The following is a 16,159-nucleotide window of genomic DNA, read 5'->3' on the forward strand; positions in this document are numbered from 1 at the left end:
CGATCGACCCGACGCGGCGTCACTTGCGGCCGGCCGTCCACTTCATGCCGAAACCGTAGGCGGCGTCGACATCGCGCTGGGCGCCGTGGATGTAGCGGACTTCGCGGCCGACCTGCATCTCGCCGTTCACGTTGGTCAGCATCGCGATGGCGCACGAGACGGCGCCGTCGTCGGCCGAGTCCAGACGGACCTCCACCTGCGGACCGCTGGTCGGCATCAGCGTGACGACGCCGTTCGCCGTCGACCAGTTCGGTGCACCCTCGTAGATGTAGGCGAAGATCAGCACTCGCCGGAAGCGGTTCACATCGCCGAGATTGACGTACAGGTTCTCCCCGCCCTCGGAGTTCCCGCTGCGGTCGTCGCCGTCGAGGAAGATGAACGGCGGACCGTTCAGATCACCGAACGAGTTCCCCAGCGCCTGCACGACGCCCTTGGTGCCGTCGGCCAGCTCGTACATGGCGGCGAGGTCGAGGTCGATGCCCGCGCTGCGCTTGAAGAATCCGCGCGGCGCCGACTGCGTCCAGTTCAGGTTCACGCGCATGTTGCCCTGCGCCTGACCCTTCTTCGTCAGGGAGATCGACGGGGTGGCCTTGTCGAGGGTCACCTTGTTCATGTTCACGGCCATGGCGGCAGTCTCCTATTTCACTTCGACGGGCTCGGGTTCGGACGCCTCTTCGCGGCGCTTGCGCACGACGCTGCTGCCGAGGGCGGCGAGGATCAGGACCACCCCGATCAGGCCGGTCACGACCTCCGGGACCTCGGTGCCGATCGAGTACATGAGGATCAGGGCCAGCGCGCCGATCGCCCAGTGCGCGCCGTGCTCGAGGTAGACGTACTCCGACAGAGTGCCCTTGCGGACGAGGTACACGGTCAGCGAACGAACGAACATGGCGCCGATCAGGCCGAGGCCCAGGGCGATCAGGATCGGGTCGGCGGTGATCGCGAACGCGCCGATCACGCCGTCGAACGAGAAGGACGCGTCCAGGACCTCGAGGTACAGGAACAGGAAGAAGCCGGCCTTACCGGTCGCCTTCACCAGATCGGACGGGCCGCGAGACGACTCGGCCTCCTCCTCGAACTCCTCCGTGTGGAAGAGCGAGCCGAGGCCGTCGACGGCGATGTACGTGATCATGCCCAGTGCGCCGGCGATCATGACGGTGCTGGTCTTGCCGTCCGGGGCGATGTACTCGGCCGTGATGATCAGGATCGCGGTGGCGACGATGACGTTCAGCATCTCGAGCTTGCCGATGCGGATCAGCGGCTTCTCGATCCAGGAGAGCCAGGTGATCTCCTTGTCCTCGAAGATGAAGCCGAGGAACAGCATGAGCAGGAACATGCCGCCGAACGCCGCGATCTGCGGATGGGCGTCGGTGATGATGGTCTCGTAGCTCGGATCGCCGTTCGCGAAGTGCGAGGCGTCGTCGGCGGGCGGGTTGAGCGCCAGGTCGAGCGCCTTGATCGGGTTGAGACCGGACGACAACCAGACGACGGCGAGCGGGAACAGCACGCGCATGCCGAAGACGGCGATGACGATGCCGACGGTCAGGAAGATCTTCTGCCAGAAGTCGCTCATCCGGCGCAGGACGGTGGCGTTGATGACGGCGTTGTCGAAGGAGAGCGAGATCTCCAGGATGCCGAGGATCAGGGTCAGCAGGAGCGCTTCGGGCCCGCCGTAGACGAACGCCACGACGAGCGCGACGATCGTGACGACGAACGAGATGCCGAATGTTCGGAGGATCACGTGCGGTGACGGCCTTTCGGGTGGTCAGGCGATGCGACGGATCCGGAGCGGATGGCGGCGGTCGCCGGTGCCGATGCGAGGCCGTCGGCGGGCGGGCGGCTCACCGACGACCTCGCACAGACAGAGGGATCAGAGTGTGGGTGCGTTACTCAGACGTTGACGCCGAAGTCGCGTGCGATGCCGGCCAGACCGGAGGCGTAGCCCTGGCCGATGGCGCGGAACTTCCAGTCGGTGCCGTTGCGGTACAGCTCGCCGAAGACCATCGCGGTCTCGGTCGAGGCGTCCTCGGTGAGGTCGTAACGGGCGATCTCGGAGCCGTTCGCACGGTTCACGACGCGGATGAACGCGTTGCGGACCTGGCCGAACGACTGGCTGCGTGCGTCGGCGTCATAGATCGAGACGGGGAAGACGATGGCGTCGACCTCCGGCGGAACCGATGCGAGATCGACGTTGATCGACTCGTCGTCGCCGTCGCCCTCACCGGTGGTGTTGTCGCCGGTGTGCTCGATGGAGCCGTCCGGCGAACGCAGGTTGTTGAAGAAGACGAAGTGCTGATCGGAGACGGCCTTCTTATCGGCCTTGAGTGCGATCGCGCTGCCGTCCAGGTCGAAGTCGGTTCCGGTGGTGGTGCGCACGTCCCAGCCGAGGCCGATGGTGACCGCGGTCAGTCCCGGAGCCTCCTTGGTCAGCGAGACGTTGCCGCCCTTGGTCAAGCTCACACCCATGTGCATTCCCTTTCAATCGACGAGCATCGCTGCTCTGGTTCGACTCCTGCCCCGGATCCGGGGCTCAGCGTCACTGTATCCGCGTCTGTGGTCTTCGGTCGGGCGGACAAGTCGGTCACACGAATGAATCCACGGTGCCCCGTTTCCGGTGACGCGGCTCATCGACCAAGGTTAGCGTGAACTCACGACAGCGGCATGGGGGCGATCACCCATGTCTGCGTGTGGTGGCGATGCGTCGGCGACAGGGCGTCGCGGGCGATCCGACGAAGGCGATGGTGAATGGAACTCCTGGTCAAGGGCGCGAAGGCGCCGCTGGTGAGTACACGGGCGCGGGTGTCGGCGTCGGGCGGTGCGCAGGGCTCGCTCGACCTGATCGCGGTGCTGCTGACCGAGTCGGGCGTCGTGCGGTCCGATTCGGACATGGTCTTCTTCAACAATCCGGTCGCCGACGGGGTGCGGCTGGACCCCGACGGCGCATTCAGTGTCGACGTGGACGCCGTGCCGCCCGGGATCGATCGCATCGTCGTCGCGGCGAGCACCGAAGCGCAGGGGATCACGTTCGGCCAGGTGGGTGCGGTGGCCGTGACCATCCGGTCCGAGTCCGACGATCTCGAGTTCCGACCGCCGGATCTGTCGAGCGAGACCGTGTTGATCCTCGTCGAGTTCTATCGGCGGGCGGGCGCCTGGAAGATCGACGCCGTCGGGCAGGGGTACGCGGCCGGGTTGGCGGCGTTCGCGACCGAACGCGGAATCAGCGTCGACGACGACGCTCCGCAGCAGGCGGCGCCGACTCCTCCGGCACCGACTGCTCCCGCACCGACTCCTCCGGCCCCGACGGCCCCCGCGATCGACATGCGGAAGGTGACGGTCTCGATCACCAAGGACTCGCCGTCGAAGACGGCCAAGATCGATCTCCGCAAATCGCAGGGCGATCCGTCGTGGGTGCTCACGGTGGGTCTCGAATGGGACGGGCGCGGCGCGAAGTACGACCGGAACGGGCGGGTGAAGAAGTACGGCAAGGGCGACCTCGACGTCTACTTCTTCTGCCGGAACGAGGAGACGAACGAGTTCGTCGTGCTCTCCGGCGAACCCGGGCACACCGGTGACCTGGACCGGTGGCCGTACATCCGGCATCACGGCGACAGCCTCGGGCCCGGGCGGGGGAACCGCCCGGCCGTCGAACAGGTGACGGTGCGCCCGCAGGAGAACGGCGACCTGCTGGTGAACGTGTACCAGTCGGTGGACAACGGGGCCGGCGCCATCGACGAGTTCGGGAATCCGCGCGTCGCGGTCCGATACGGTCGAGCGGGTGCGGACGGCCTGCCGGGGCCGGACGCCGACGAGATCGTCGTGCACATCGGGAACAAGAAGAACTCGTACTGGGCGACGATCGCGCACATCGACGTGCAGGACGGGGTTCTGCTCGTCGACGGCGAGACCAGGTACAGCAAGCCTTCGAGCGAGGTCATGCCGACGCTCGACCGGCACGGGAAATGGATCCGGCAGTCGCAGCGGGCCCCGATCGGTCAGAGCAAGTCGAGTGCGGGGCAGGGGCTCACCTTCTACACCGGAGCACTGTGAACCCGAGCGATTCCCGGTGAAGACGACGATGTCGACGACAGGACTCGTTTCCGAATCGTGTCGTCGACATCGTGGAGGTCCCGACTCCGGTACCGCCGAGCGGAGCCGCTCTTACTCGGCGCCGATGATGAAGGCTTCGAGCTGCTGGCGAGCGACGTCGTCGGCGATCTGCTCCGGCGGGCTCTTCATGAGGTAGGCCGAGGCGGGCAGGATCGGGCCGCCGAGGCCGCGGTCCTTGGCGATCTTCGCCGCGCGGACGGCGTCGATGATGATGCCCGCCGAGTTGGGCGAGTCCCAGACCTCGAGCTTGTACTCGAGGTTCAGCGGAGCGTCGCCGAAGGCACGGCCTTCGAGGCGGACGTACGCCCACTTGCGGTCGTCGAGCCAGGCGACGTAGTCCGACGGACCGATGTGCACGTTCTTGTCGTACACCTTGCCCGCGAGCGAACCGCTCAGGTTGCTGGTGACGGCCTGGGTCTTGGAGACCTTCTTCGACTCCAGACGCTCGCGTTCGAGCATGTTCTTGAAGTCCATGTTGCCGCCGACATTCAGCTGGTAGGTGCGGTCGAGGGCCACGCCGCGGTCCTCGAACAGCTTCGCCATCACGCGGTGGGTGATGGTGGCGCCGACCTGGCTCTTGATGTCGTCGCCGACGATCGGGACGCCGGCGTCGGCGAACTTCTTCGCCCACTCGGGGTCGGAGGCGATGAAGACGGGGAGGGCGTTGACGAACGCGACGTTCGCGTCGATGGCGCACTGCGCGTAGAACTTGTCGGCCTGCTCCGAGCCGACCGGCAGGTAGCTGACCAGGACGTCGACCTTCGCGTCCTTCAGCGCCTGCACGACGTCGACGCCGTCGCCGTCGGCCTCGGTGATGGTCTCCTTGTAGTACTTGCCGAGACCGTCGAGGGTGTGACCGCGCTGGACCGGGACGTTCAGCGGGGGAACGTCGGCGATCTTGATGGTGTTGTTCTCGCTGTTGCCGATGGCCTCGGCGAGGTCGAAGCCGACCTTCTTGGCGTCGACGTCGAACGCGGCGACGAACTCGACGTCGCGGACGTGGTAGCCGCCGAACTTGACGTGCATGAGGCCGGGAACGGTCGAGTTCTCGTCGGCGTCCTTGTAGTAGTGCACGCCCTGGACCAAGGATGAGGCGCAGTTACCCACGCCAACGATGGCCACGCGCACGCTGTTGGTTTCACCCATGGTCGGGCTCTCCTTCATTCTGTGGCGATACGGCGGATTGCTGTACCGCCGATTTCTTTCCTTCTTCGATGCCGTCGCCGGTCGTCGGCGCATCGACATGCAAATCCTGTGAGTTCGCCGACGCCTCGTCGGCGATCAGCTTGTTGAGCCACTGCACCTCGCGCTCGGAGGTCTCCAGGCTGAGCTCGTGCATCTGGCGGGTGTAGTGGTCGTTGCCGCGCGAGGATCGACCGAGCATGTCGCGCAGACCCTCGCGGCGCTCCTCCACCTGGCGGCGACGCCCTTCCAGAATCCGCATCCGGGCGACGGCCGGCGTCCTCGAGAAGAACGCGAGATGCACGCCGAAACCGTCGTCGGTGTAGTTCTGCGGACCGGTGTCGGCGACCAGTTCGGCGAAGCGGGCCTCACCCTGCGGGGTCAGCCGGTAGACGCGCCGTCCGCGACGGACCTTCGAGCCGGTCGCCGTCTCGGCCTCGTCCTCGGTGATGAGTCCGTCCGCGCGCATCCGGCGCAGCGTTGGATAGAGCGAGCCGTAACTGAACGCACGGAAGGCGCCGAGGAGGCCGGTCAGACGCTTACGCAACTCGTACCCGTGCATCGGCGCCTCGAGCAGCAGTCCCAGGACAGCCAATTCGAGCATGTCGGGAACTCCTCTCGATGCGTTGTGACGGCTGGATGCAGCACCCAATGTATCGCATCGATATAACCGCGACCGAACCAATCAGTAGCTTCTCGTCTTTGATCTCCATCACAGGTCGACGTCACAGCACGCGCGTCTACGCTGGAGGCCGTGCAGCGTCAACTCGTCGACTACGCCCTCGCGCGGCGGAGCACCCTGGCTCGCCTCCGTGCGGGCTCCACGGCGCTCGAGGGCGTGTGCGACGCCGACACCTATCTCCTGCGGGCCGCGAAGTTCCACGGCACGGGCACGGATCGTCCGTGCCCGGTCTGCCGGAAGGAGCAGGTCACCCTGGTGTCCTGGGTGTTCGGCGGAGTGGGTGGAACCCCGTCGGGAACGGCGCGCACCGAGAACGAGATCGTGGCGCTGGCGACCTCGTCGCCGGAGTTCACCGTGCACGTCGTCGAGGTGTGTCGGACGTGCCGTTGGAACTATCTCGTGCAGTCGTACGTTGCAGGTGTGCCCCGGGGTGCAACGAAGCGTCGACGGGTTGCGAAATAGTCGATGAGGTCGCGTCGATGTGACTCGGTCGGCGAGTGAGCGGAGTTGGCAGCAGGGCTGCCGTACGTCAAAGTTGTTCTATACGGCCCGGCAGGGCCGGTGAGCGCAGAGAAGTGGGTGAGCGATGGCCAGCGACGCTGGTGACAAGTCAGACGGGCGACGGACCGCTGCGAAAGCGGCGGCGTGGATCGTGGGCCTGGTGGCGGGCGCGGTGCCCGTCGTCGCGATCATCGGTGTGATCGCATTCGTCTTCACCTACGTGACGGTCGACGTGCCCGCACCCGGCGACATCAAGCAGTCGCAGGTCGCGACCATCGTCAACGCCAACGGCGGAGTGATCTCGAAGATCGTTCCCGACGAGGGCAACCGGATCGACGTCAAGTACGACCAGATCCCCGCCTCGATGGTGGCCGCGGTCAAGGCGGCCGAGGACCGCGACTTCGACTCCAACGCGGGATTCTCGCTCAGCGGCTTCAGCCGGGCCGCGCTGGGCAAGCTCAAGGGCAGTGACGCCGGTGGCGGTTCGACGATCACCCAGCAGTACGTGAAGAACGCGATCGTCGGCGACGAGGTGACGTACAAGCGCAAGTTCAAAGAGCTCGCCATCGCCACCAAGATGAGCAAGAAGTGGGCCAAAGAGGACATCATGGCCGCTTACCTCAACACGATCTACTTCGGTCGCGGCGCCTACGGTGTGGCCGCGGCGGCCAAGGCCTACTTCAACCGCGACATCACGAAGGTGACGCCGGCCGAGTGCGCCGACCCCAAGTTGCCCAGGGGCAAGCGCGCAAACTGCATGACCGACTCCGAGTCGGCATTGCTCGCAGGCATCATCCGCGGACCGTCGATCTACGATCCGGCCGTCGACCCGGAGTTGGCCACCAATCGGTGGAACTACGTCCTCGACGGCATGGTCTCGATCGGGTTCCTCACGAAGGCCAAGCGCGAGACCGAGAAGTTCCCGCGCGTCATCGATCCGACACAGGACGACTCGGCCGCCAAGGAGGGCCCCAACGGGCACATCAAGCAGAAGGTGATGGCCGAACTGGAGAAGATCGGCATCAGCGAGCAGGAGGTCCGGACCGGCGGTCTGAAGATCACCACGTCGATCCGCCCCAAGGTGCAGAACGCGCTCATCGAGCAGGCGCGCGCCAAGATGTCCGGTGAGCCCAAGGACCTGCGCACCGCGTCGGTCTCGATCGACCCGGCCACCGGCGGTGTCGTCGGCTACTTCGGCGGCACCGACGGAAACGGTTGGGACTACGCCTCAGCCGGTCTGCAGACCGGCTCGGTGTTCAAGGTGTTCGCGCTCGTCGCGGGACTGGAGCAGGACATCCCGTTGTCGCAGCAGTACTCGTCGGACCCGTACCAGGGTCCGGGCGGCCTCACCATCAACAACTCCGACGGGGAGAGCTGCGGCACCTGCAATCTGGCGACCGCACTCAAGATGTCGCTCAACACCGTCTACTACCGCCTCATGATGGATCTGAACGGCGGAGCCCAAGACGTGGCCGACACCGCGCACAAGCTCGGCATCGCCGAGAGCTTCGGCACTATCCAGCACACGCTCGCCGAGAAGAACGGCAAGCCCGAGGGCGGCGTCGTGCTCGGTCAGTACCCGAGCCGCGTCCTCGACATGGCGTCGGCGTACGCCACGCTCGCCGCGTCGGGCATCTACCGCGAGCCGTACTTCGTGCAGAAGGTCGAGACGTCCACCGGCGACGTCCTGTTCGACCGGGAGAAGAACAAGGGTGAGCGCGTGGTCTCGGCCGCCGTCGCGGACAACGTGACCGCGGCGATGGAGCCGATCGCCGCCTACTCGAACGGCAACTCGCTGTACGACTCGAGCCTGGGAGCGCGACCGTCCGCGTCGAAGACCGGTACCGCTCAGCTCGGCGACACCGGGGAGAACAAGGACGCGTGGATGGTCGGCTACACGCCGCAGCTGTCCACCGCGGTCTGGGTCGGCACCAACGACGGCACCGCGCTGCGCAACTACTCCGGTGGCACGATCTACGGCAGCGGTCTGCCCGCGCAGATCTGGAAGGCGCAGATGGACGCGGCGTTGGCCGGCGACCCCATCGAGCAGTTCCCCGATCCGGAGTCCGTCGGCGGTCAGGCGGGTGTGCCGTACGAGCCGCCGCCCACGAGCTACACCGAGACGTACACCCAGGATCGGGAGACGACGCGTCGTCGGAACACGCCGCGACTCCCCGGCCAGGGCGAGGACGGTGACATCACCATCGCCCCCGGTGTGACGATCCCTTTCGGCAACGGTGGTGACTCCGGGAACGGCGGTGACTCCGGTAACGGCGGGAACTCCGGAAACGGAGGCGACTCGGGCGGCGGAGACACGAACAGTCCGGGCGGCGGCACCGGACAGGGCGGAAACGACACCGGGCCGGGCGCGGCGGACACCGAGCCGTAGAGATGGAGTCGACTCCGTCGTCGCCGAGTGAAGTCGACTCGCCCGCTCCGCTCGACGACGACCCACGGCTGGCGACCGACCGCGTGCTCCCCTCGTGGAACGAGCCGCTCGTCGCACAGCTGAGCACGTCGATCGGAGGCCCGGTCGGGGTGCACGCGGCCGTCGGTCGCAGTCGCAACTGGACCCCGCTGCGGGTGCTGCTGCTGATCGCGCTCGCGGTGATGGCACTTGGCTGGTTCGGCAAGGCGGGCTGCATTCAGCAGACCGACGTGGCCGGGCAGCCCGGACAGAGCCGCCTCGACTGGGACGACCAGCGCCAGTTCGTCGGGCTCTGTTACTCCAACATCGTCGCGGGGTATTCGCAGAATCATCTGACTCCCACCGACCTCGCCGACGGAGCGGCGCCGTACCGGACCTACTGGGACGTCGACGGCGAACGCCAGTACCTGCGGGCTCCGGTCGTGACCGGCGCGTTCATGTACGTGACCGCGCAGGCGTCCCGGGGGCTCGGCGCCCTCGTCGAGGCGACCGGACTGCCTCGATCCCTCGACGTCGTCTACTACTTCGTCGTCGCCTCGATACTCCTGGCGTTCGGCTGGCTGATCGCGATCTGGGCGACGATGCGAACGCGCCGTCGAGACCCGTGGATCGTCGCACTCATCGCGATCTCCCCGCTCGCGCTGGTCCACATCTTCACCGCGTACGAGGTGCTGCCGGTGATGTTCACCGCGCTCGCCATGTACGCGTGGTCGAAGGACCGACGCACGGCGGCCGGGGTGCTCATCGGGCTCGGTGCGGGTACCGCCTTCTATCCGCTGCTGCTCCTCGTGGCGATCGGGCTGGTGTGCGTCCGGGAGCGGAGAGTGCGGGACTCGCTGGTCGTCGACGGCGCGGCCGTCGCGACCTGGGCGGTGATCAACGTGCCGCTCGCCGTGCTCTACCCGTCCGGCTGGAGTGCGGTGTTCACCGCGTGGCGCGACAGCGCACCGGGTGCGGACACCGTCTACCGGCTGATCTCGCAGATGTTCGGGTGGGAGCCGCCCGTCGTGCTGGTGACCGCCCTGGTGTTCGTGCTGATGATCGCGGTCGTCGCGGGCGTCACCTACGCGGCGATGCGCGCGCCGCGTGAACCGCGCGTGGTCGTGCTGATGTTCTTGCTCGTCGCCGGATATCTGCTGATCGGCAAGGACTGGCGGCCCGAGACCTCCCTGTGGCTGGTGCCGCTCGCCGTCCTGGCCATCGGGCACTCGCGGATCCTGTTGACCTGGATGACCTTCGACGCGTTGCTGTGGGTGCCGCGAATGGCTCTGTTCCTCGACGCGGATCGCAAATGGCTGCCCGCCGAGTTCTTCTACATCTGTTCGGCCGTGCGCTGGCTGATGGTGGCCGGACTGTGCGCCTACGTCGTCTGGGAACTGCTGCAACCGGTCTCGGCGGCGGCCGGGCTGCGGGCGGCGTCGGCGAGGGCGAGTCGTGTCAACGGGCCCGACGGCGCCCCGGTGGACGCCAGATAGGACGCGAGCGGCTCGCGGATCCGGGCCCGTGCGAACATCACGACGAACACCGCGAGGCAGACGACGTGGATCCAACTGGTCGCACCGACGACCCAGATGGACCACGCGGCGTCGCGGTCCGCCGAATGCGCCATGCCGAGGAATCGGAACACCGACAGGTCCATCGCGACGTCGGCGATCAGATAGACGGCGATGAGCTGCCACCGCACCGTCAGCATGACGAAGAACGGCAGGATCCACAGCGTGTACTGCGGTGAGTGGACCTTGTGGAAGAGCATGAACACGGCCAGCATCGCCGCCGCCACCTGCAGCCACGGGTACGTCCCGTCGCGTCGCAGCCGCCGCACACCGATCCACAGGGCGAGGCTGATGCCCGCGACGATCAGCAGCGGCGACCCGATGTCGACGGCCGACCGATAGGCCGGGGTGTCGCCGTCGAGCAGATACCGCAGTCCCCAGTACCAGATGCCGTTCGTGGTGGCGTCCGCCTGGCGGCGGCCCTGGAAGTCGAGTGCGGCCTTCCAACCGTCATAGCCCGCGACCATGAACGGGAGCTGCGTCGCGGCGACGGTCACGATCGCGGCTCCGGCCACCCACGCGGCCCCCGCCCAGTCGAGGGCGCGTCGGCCCCGGCCGTTCGCGGTGAGCACGTAGACGGCGAGCGGGAGGACGAAGAGGCCCGGATAGATCTTCAGTGAGAAGCCGATGCCGAGCAGCACCGCCGCGCAGACCGCGCTGGTCCGCAGTCGCAGACGAGGGCGACCGGTCTCCGGGTGCAGGCTCCGCCCGTACGTCACGACGGCGACCGCGGCGACGGAGGTGAACACCACCGGCAGCTCCCAGTTGTGGAACGAATAAAGCACCAGCGGCGGCGCAGCCGCCCAGAGCATCGCCCACCACCGCGTCATACAGGCCAACAGCGCCGTCGTGGCGAAGGCGAACGGCGCCAGGATCGCCGCGCTGTGCAGCAGGAAACTGAGATCGGAGTGGGCGCCGAGACTGCCGAGCCAGATCAGCATTCCGGACAGGACCGGGTACTCGACGACGCCCCCGAACAGGTGGCCGTGCGCATCGATCCCGCCGTGGACGTACGGCAGCAGATGCTGGTCGAGTCCGCGAGTCGTCCACAACTGCATCAGATCCGAGTAGCAGGGGATGATCGTCCCGCGCGGCCCCTGCGGGAACCCGGAGCTGCGGCCCGCGGCGTCGAACGTCGGTCCGCCGCAGATGAATTTGGCGTGCAGCCCCCAGGACACTGTGACCGCCGTCGCGAGCAGCGAGATCGTCAGAACCAGAACGCGTTCACCGAACTTGAGACATCCGGGCCCGGGGACGGCTCTCTGCGACGGCATGACCGTCAGAGTAATCCCCGCCGACGATTTCGCTGGTCATCCCCTGCTCGTGTAGCCTGAACGGGTTGCCGACGCAGGCGACCCTCCTGCCGCGGACAGTCCGCGGCCGACCTAGCCCATGGGAGGTGATGTGGTTTCATGCGTCACTACGAACTGATGGTCATCCTCGATCCGAGTCTGGACGAGCGCACCGTCGCCCCTTCACTGGATACTTTCCTCAATGTCGTCCGTAAGGACGGCGGCAGCGTGGATAACGTCGACATCTGGGGCAAGCGCCGTCTTGCCTACGAGATCGCCAAGAACACCGAAGGCATCTACGCCGTCATCGATCTGAACGCGACCCCGGACACGGTCAGCGAACTCGATCGTCAGCTGAAGCTGAACGAGTCGGTTCTGCGTACCAAGGTCCTGCGCAAGTAAGCGCCGGGCGCGTCCACTACGAGCACGAGCCTGTGGAGTTCGCCGCTGACAATGTCGGCAGTCGCCTTTAGGGTGGTGCATAACCATCCAGGGCACGCCGCAGGGCGTTCCACATCGACTTAGGGGAGTCCTCATGACTGACACGGTCATCACGGTCGTCGGAAACCTGACCGCCGACCCGGAACTGCGTTTCACGCCGTCCGGGGCGCCGGTCGCCAACTTCACCGTGGCATCCACTCCGCGTACGTTCGATCGCCAGACGAACGAGTGGAAGGACGGCGAAGCGCTGTTCCTCCGCTGCAGCATCTGGCGTGACGCGGCAGAGAATGTGACCGAGTCCCTCAAGAAGGGCACGCGAGTCATCGTGCAGGGCAAGCTCAAGCAGCGGTCGTACGAAACCCGTGAAGGGGAGCGTCGCACCGTCGTCGAGCTCGAAGTGGACGAGATCGGTCCCTCGGTCCGCTACGCCACCGCGCAGGTCACCAAGACCCAGCGCAACGGCGGCGGATTCAGCGGCGGAGGGAACTCGGGCGGAGGCTACGGAGGCAACTCCGGTGGCGGCTACAACAACGCCGGCGGCGGCTACGGAGGCAACTCCGGCGGCGGCCGTCCCCCCGCCTCGAACCAACCGGCCGACGACCCGTGGGGCAGCGCACCTGCTGCCGGCGGCGGCTTCGCCGGTGGGGACGACGAACCACCTTTCTGATCCCGGACCCGTCGGTCCGGAGGCACTCGACTGGAGTATCACGACATGGCAAAAGCCAAAGGGGGCCGCAAGCCCCGCGTAGAGAAGGTCACCAAGGCCAAGGCCTGCACCTTCTGCAAAGACAAGAAGACCGACATCGACTACAAGGACACGGCGCTCCTGCGTCGCTTCCTGTCGGACCGCGGCAAGATCCGTTCGCGCCGCGTCACCGGCAACTGCGTTCAGCACCAGCGTGACATCGCAGTGGCCGTCAAGAACTCGCGTGAGGTGGCGCTCCTGCCCTTCACCTCGACCGGACGCTGATCGGGAAGGATTACTGATATGAAGCTGATCCTGACTGCCGCAGTCGAGAACCTCGGCGAGGCCGGGGACATCGTCGAGGTCCGTGACGGTTACGGCCGCAACTACCTGCTGCCGCGCAACCTCGCCATCGTCGCCACCCGTGGCGCCGAGAAGCAGGTCGAGGGCATCCGCCGCGCCCAGGAAGCGCGCTCCGTGCGCGACCTGGACCACGCCAACGAGCTCAAGCAGGCCATCGAGGGTCTCGAAGCGGTCTCGCTGACCGTGAAGACCCACGACTCGGGCAAGCTGTTCGGTTCGGTCTCGGCCGGCGACATCGCCGCCGCGATCCGTACCGCGGGCGGCCCCGCCGTCGACAAGCGTTCCGTGTCGCTGCCGAAGGGCCACATCAAGGCTCTCGGCTCGTACCCGGCGGTCGTCAAGCTGCACCCGAAGGTTGAAGCCAAGTTCAACGTGACGGTCGTCGCCTGACGTACCCGCGAGACTCGCAGAAGGCCGGTTCCCGAAAGGGGACCGGCCTTCTGCCGTCGGTGGCGGTCACTGAGGCCATCACTGTATAGAGTGAGATGATCACTCTATACAGTGAGGCCATCACTGTATAGAGTGAAGGTGTCAGTGACGCTTACTGAGGCAGCGGGCTGGAGGGTGTCTGTGGAGCCAGAAGAGTTGGCACGTGTCGTGGATCGTGTCCGTCGTGCCGGTACCGATCTCACTCGAGTCGAAGTGAAAGCGGGCGGTGGAGGCGTGGGGAAGGCGCTCTGGCCGACTCTGAGTGCGTTCAGCAATACCGCTAGGGGCGGAGTGGTGATCATCGGGCTCGACGAGAAGGAAGGCTTCGTGCCTGCCCGGAACTTCGATGCACAAGCATGCGTCGATCAGCTCGTCGAAATGGCGAGACCGCGGCACCCTGACGAGAAGCCGGGCCCACTGACGCCGCGGCCGACGATGCTCATCGAACAGATGGAGGTGGACGGGGCGCCGGTCGTCGTCGCCGAAGTGATCGAACTCCCTGCCGCAGAGAAGCCGTGTTTCGTCACCTCCCAGGGCAAGGAGCGAGGTACGTACGTTCGGATAGGAGAGGGCGATCATCGGCTGGACACCTATGCGGTCTTCCAGCTCTCGACTCTCACCACCCCGAGTACGGCTGACCGCGAGCCCGTAACGGGCAGCACTCCGCACGATTTGGATCCGGCACTCATCGAGCGCACGATCGTCCGGCTTCGTCGGAGCAGGCCGCGGGCACTGGCCGGGACGACATCCGATCTCGAGGTCTTGGCGAGGATCGGTGTCGTCGATCGGGATTCGGGTCTACCGACACTTGGCGGTCTGCTTGCGCTCGGGCGATATCCGCAGCAGTTCTTTCCCCAATTAATGATCAGTTTCGCGGTGTACCCCGGCGAGGACAAGTCTGCCGTCGTCGGAGACGAACGGATGGCGGATAGGGCTGTTCTAGACGGCGCGATCCCAGACATGATCGACGACGCCGTTGCAGCAGTGCTCCGCAATCTGCGGGTTCGCAGGGTGGTCGTCGGCACCGGAGCGCGAGACATCCCGGAAATACCCGTCGGAGCGATCCGCGAAGCGATGACCAATGCTGTGACGCATCGCGACTACAGTGCCCTCGCACGAGGCGAACAAGTCCGTGTGGAGTTGTTTCCGGACCGACTCGAAGTGCACAGCCCCGGTGTGCTGTGGGGTGGTCGGGGCATCGACCAGATCTTCGACGGCGGATCACGCTCGAGGAACGAGTCATTGGCGCGGCTGCTGACCGAGGTGCCGTTCGCCGATCGCGACGAGACGGTCGGCGAGAACGCCGGTTCGGGAATCCCGAGGATGCTCGGAGAGATGACCGGAAACGGATTGCCTGCGCCGAGGTTCGCGAGTCGACCGTCGTCGTTCGTCACAGTGTTGGATCGCTTCGGGTTGATGAACCCGGAGACTCGTGACTGGCTCGAAGGCCTAGGGGGATCGCCGCGGTCGGACACGGAGGACATGGCTCTCGCCCTTCTCCATCATCTGGATTCCCTGACCGTCGACGAACTTCGTCGTCATCTGGCAGTCGACACGACGATTGCACAGCGGGCACTCGACAATCTCGTCGCCAGTGGCTTCATCGAGAGCGTCGGCGGGGTGTACCGATTGGCCGACATCGAATCGACTCCGGCCCTCTCGCCTGCACAGGCGAGCATCGTCGAAGCCCTCGACAGCGGTGACGTACTGACCGTCCGCGAGCTGTCCGAGCGACTCGGTGCGACGGTCAATGCACTGCGGCCGCTTCTTCGCGCGCTTGTGGCGTCCGGAACGATTCAAGCGACGGCGCCGCCTTCGAGTCGAAATCGCGCATACCGGATACCGCGGACTTGACGCTTCTGACGGGGGGCACGCGCACGAGATGGCCTGTGGTCACTACTCGTACACATTCTTTGCGCACGAGGGGTGCCTTCACAGCAGCGCGGTGATCACGGACGTCAGTTCCTCCGGATTCGGCGTCGGCAGCCCGTCGTGACCGTGTATGTAACCGATGCCCGCGTAGACCAGCAGGCCGGCGATCAACCGTGCGCGTTCGTCGTCGACGTCGAGTTCGAGTAGCGCGGCGTAGACGGCCTTGAACACCTCGCTGTCGATCTGCCGGACCGATTCGGCCATCCGCGGGTTGGTGCGAGCCCAGTCGCGGATCGCGCGCTCGACGGCCAGGTTGCGCGCGGTCATGAGCATCGCGGCGAGACTCACCACCCGCTCCCGCGGCGGGAGAGCCGCGATCTCGTCGAGCTCGGTGAACTTCGCGTCGTGAGTCTGGCGCCAGCGGTCCGCCATCGACTCCCAGAGCGTCTCCAGATCATCGAAGTGCCAGTAGAAGCTGCCCTTGGTGACTCCCAGCCGTTCGCACAGACGGGAGATCTTGACCGCGCCGACGCCGTCCGCGGTCAACAGATCGAGCGCGGCGTCGACCCAGTCGGTCGAGGACAGGCGGGCGCCGCGCGTCGAGGTCATGAAGACAACGTACCG

The 16,159-nt window shown here is 66.3% G+C and carries 16 protein-coding genes; 9 read left to right on the plus strand and 7 right to left on the minus strand.

What is annotated here, in order from left to right:
- Window positions 1–19 precede the first annotated feature (19 nt).
- From BKA16_RS03725 to BKA16_RS03735, 3 genes are all read right to left on the minus strand, one after another.
- Window positions 20–625, minus strand: coding sequence for a TerD family protein (locus tag BKA16_RS03725; protein WP_183369409.1), 606 nt, complete (start codon window positions 623–625; stop codon window positions 20–22).
- A 12-nt stretch (window positions 626–637) separates the two neighbouring features.
- The gene (locus tag BKA16_RS03730) at window positions 638–1,741 is read right to left on the minus strand and encodes a DUF475 domain-containing protein (RefSeq protein ID WP_183369410.1); all 1,104 of its coding nucleotides are present in this window, start codon (window positions 1,739–1,741) and stop codon (window positions 638–640) included.
- A 149-nt stretch (window positions 1,742–1,890) separates the two neighbouring features.
- Window positions 1,891–2,466, minus strand: a complete 576-nt coding sequence (locus BKA16_RS03735; RefSeq protein WP_183369411.1) for a TerD family protein — start codon at window positions 2,464–2,466, stop codon at window positions 1,891–1,893.
- 279 nt (window positions 2,467–2,745) lie between these two features.
- On the opposite strand from BKA16_RS03735, the gene BKA16_RS03740 reads away from it, so the two are divergent.
- Window positions 2,746–4,047, plus strand: a complete 1,302-nt coding sequence (locus BKA16_RS03740) for a TerD family protein (RefSeq protein WP_183369412.1) — start codon at window positions 2,746–2,748, stop codon at window positions 4,045–4,047.
- Window positions 4,048–4,158: 111 nt separating this feature from the next.
- On the opposite strand, the gene BKA16_RS03745 is transcribed toward BKA16_RS03740, so the two are convergent.
- On the minus strand, window positions 4,159–5,253 hold the full coding sequence (locus BKA16_RS03745) for an inositol-3-phosphate synthase (protein WP_183369413.1): 1,095 nt from the start codon (window positions 5,251–5,253) through the stop codon (window positions 4,159–4,161).
- Window positions 5,246–5,893, minus strand: coding sequence for a PadR family transcriptional regulator (locus BKA16_RS03750; RefSeq protein WP_183369414.1), 648 nt, complete (start codon window positions 5,891–5,893; stop codon window positions 5,246–5,248). The genes BKA16_RS03745 and BKA16_RS03750 overlap by 8 nt, the downstream gene beginning before the upstream one ends.
- A 150-nt stretch (window positions 5,894–6,043) precedes the next feature.
- On the opposite strand from BKA16_RS03750, the gene BKA16_RS03755 reads away from it, so the two are divergent.
- From BKA16_RS03755 to BKA16_RS03765, 3 genes are all read left to right on the plus strand, one after another.
- Window positions 6,044–6,433, plus strand: a complete 390-nt coding sequence (locus tag BKA16_RS03755) for a DUF5318 family protein (protein ID WP_183369415.1) — start codon at window positions 6,044–6,046, stop codon at window positions 6,431–6,433.
- Window positions 6,434–6,557: 124 nt separating this feature from the next.
- Window positions 6,558–8,861: a transglycosylase domain-containing protein gene (locus BKA16_RS03760; RefSeq protein WP_183369416.1), complete on the plus strand. Its 2,304-nt coding sequence runs from the start codon at window positions 6,558–6,560 to the stop codon at window positions 8,859–8,861.
- A 2-nt stretch (window positions 8,862–8,863) separates the two neighbouring features.
- A complete protein-coding gene (locus BKA16_RS03765) occupies window positions 8,864–10,375 on the plus strand; it encodes a glycosyltransferase family 87 protein (RefSeq protein ID WP_183369417.1) in 1,512 nt (503 codons plus the stop codon).
- On the opposite strand, the gene BKA16_RS03770 is transcribed toward BKA16_RS03765, so the two are convergent.
- Entirely contained in the window at window positions 10,261–11,727 is a 1,467-nt protein-coding gene (locus BKA16_RS03770) for a glycosyltransferase 87 family protein (protein ID WP_183369418.1), read from the minus strand. The two genes, BKA16_RS03765 and BKA16_RS03770, sit on opposite strands and share 115 nt — an antisense overlap.
- Before the next feature lie 138 nt (window positions 11,728–11,865).
- Here BKA16_RS03770 and rpsF point away from each other — a divergent pair, with 138 nt between their 5' ends.
- The 5 genes from rpsF to BKA16_RS03795 all read left to right on the plus strand — a co-directional run bounded on the left by rpsF (window position 11,866) and on the right by BKA16_RS03795 (window position 15,517).
- Window positions 11,866–12,147, plus strand: a complete 282-nt coding sequence (rpsF, locus tag BKA16_RS03775) for a 30S ribosomal protein S6 (RefSeq protein ID WP_183369419.1) — start codon at window positions 11,866–11,868, stop codon at window positions 12,145–12,147.
- 133 nt (window positions 12,148–12,280) lie between these two features.
- Window positions 12,281–12,853 (plus strand): single-stranded DNA-binding protein, encoded by a 573-nt coding sequence (locus BKA16_RS03780; protein WP_183369420.1) that lies wholly within the window; start codon window positions 12,281–12,283, stop codon window positions 12,851–12,853.
- Between the two features lie 45 nt (window positions 12,854–12,898).
- Window positions 12,899–13,156, plus strand: coding sequence for a 30S ribosomal protein S18 (gene rpsR / locus BKA16_RS03785; RefSeq protein ID WP_183369421.1), 258 nt, complete (start codon window positions 12,899–12,901; stop codon window positions 13,154–13,156).
- A gap of 18 nt (window positions 13,157–13,174) precedes the next feature.
- Window positions 13,175–13,624 (plus strand): 50S ribosomal protein L9, encoded by a 450-nt coding sequence (gene rplI, locus BKA16_RS03790; RefSeq protein WP_183369422.1) that lies wholly within the window; start codon window positions 13,175–13,177, stop codon window positions 13,622–13,624.
- Between the two features lie 273 nt (window positions 13,625–13,897).
- Complete coding sequence (locus BKA16_RS03795; protein WP_465253917.1) at window positions 13,898–15,517, plus strand: ATP-binding protein; 1,620 nt, start codon at window positions 13,898–13,900, stop codon at window positions 15,515–15,517.
- Window positions 15,518–15,595: 78 nt separating this feature from the next.
- On the opposite strand, the gene BKA16_RS03800 is transcribed toward BKA16_RS03795, so the two are convergent.
- On the minus strand, window positions 15,596–16,144 hold the full coding sequence (locus BKA16_RS03800; protein WP_183369423.1) for a TetR/AcrR family transcriptional regulator: 549 nt from the start codon (window positions 16,142–16,144) through the stop codon (window positions 15,596–15,598).
- Between the last annotated feature and the right edge of the window lie 15 nt (window positions 16,145–16,159).

The organism is Gordonia humi (assembly GCF_014197435.1).
Taxonomy (GTDB): Bacteria; Actinomycetota; Actinomycetes; order Mycobacteriales; family Mycobacteriaceae; genus Gordonia; species Gordonia humi.

Excerpts from the sequence above, each read along its gene's own strand:
- BKA16_RS03725 (WP_183369409.1), bottom strand. The coding sequence starts at position 625 with ATGGCCGTGAACATGAACAAGGTGACCCTCGACAAGGCCACCCCGTCG.
- BKA16_RS03735 (WP_183369411.1), bottom strand. The coding sequence starts at position 2,466 with ATGGGTGTGAGCTTGACCAAGGGCGGCAACGTCTCGCTGACCAAGGAG.
- BKA16_RS03740 (WP_183369412.1), top strand. The coding sequence starts at position 2,746 with ATGGAACTCCTGGTCAAGGGCGCGAAGGCGCCGCTGGTGAGTACACGG.
- BKA16_RS03745 (WP_183369413.1), bottom strand. The coding sequence starts at position 5,253 with ATGGGTGAAACCAACAGCGTGCGCGTGGCCATCGTTGGCGTGGGTAAC.
- BKA16_RS03750 (WP_183369414.1), bottom strand. The coding sequence starts at position 5,893 with ATGCTCGAATTGGCTGTCCTGGGACTGCTGCTCGAGGCGCCGATGCAC.
- BKA16_RS03760 (WP_183369416.1), top strand. The coding sequence starts at position 6,558 with ATGGCCAGCGACGCTGGTGACAAGTCAGACGGGCGACGGACCGCTGCG.
- BKA16_RS03765 (WP_183369417.1), top strand. The coding sequence starts at position 8,864 with ATGGAGTCGACTCCGTCGTCGCCGAGTGAAGTCGACTCGCCCGCTCCG.
- BKA16_RS03770 (WP_183369418.1), bottom strand. The coding sequence starts at position 11,727 with ATGCCGTCGCAGAGAGCCGTCCCCGGGCCCGGATGTCTCAAGTTCGGT.
- rpsF (WP_183369419.1), top strand. The coding sequence starts at position 11,866 with ATGCGTCACTACGAACTGATGGTCATCCTCGATCCGAGTCTGGACGAG.
- BKA16_RS03780 (WP_183369420.1), top strand. The coding sequence starts at position 12,281 with ATGACTGACACGGTCATCACGGTCGTCGGAAACCTGACCGCCGACCCG.
- rpsR (WP_183369421.1), top strand. The coding sequence starts at position 12,899 with ATGGCAAAAGCCAAAGGGGGCCGCAAGCCCCGCGTAGAGAAGGTCACC.
- rplI (WP_183369422.1), top strand. The coding sequence starts at position 13,175 with ATGAAGCTGATCCTGACTGCCGCAGTCGAGAACCTCGGCGAGGCCGGG.
- BKA16_RS03800 (WP_183369423.1), bottom strand. The coding sequence starts at position 16,144 with ATGACCTCGACGCGCGGCGCCCGCCTGTCCTCGACCGACTGGGTCGAC.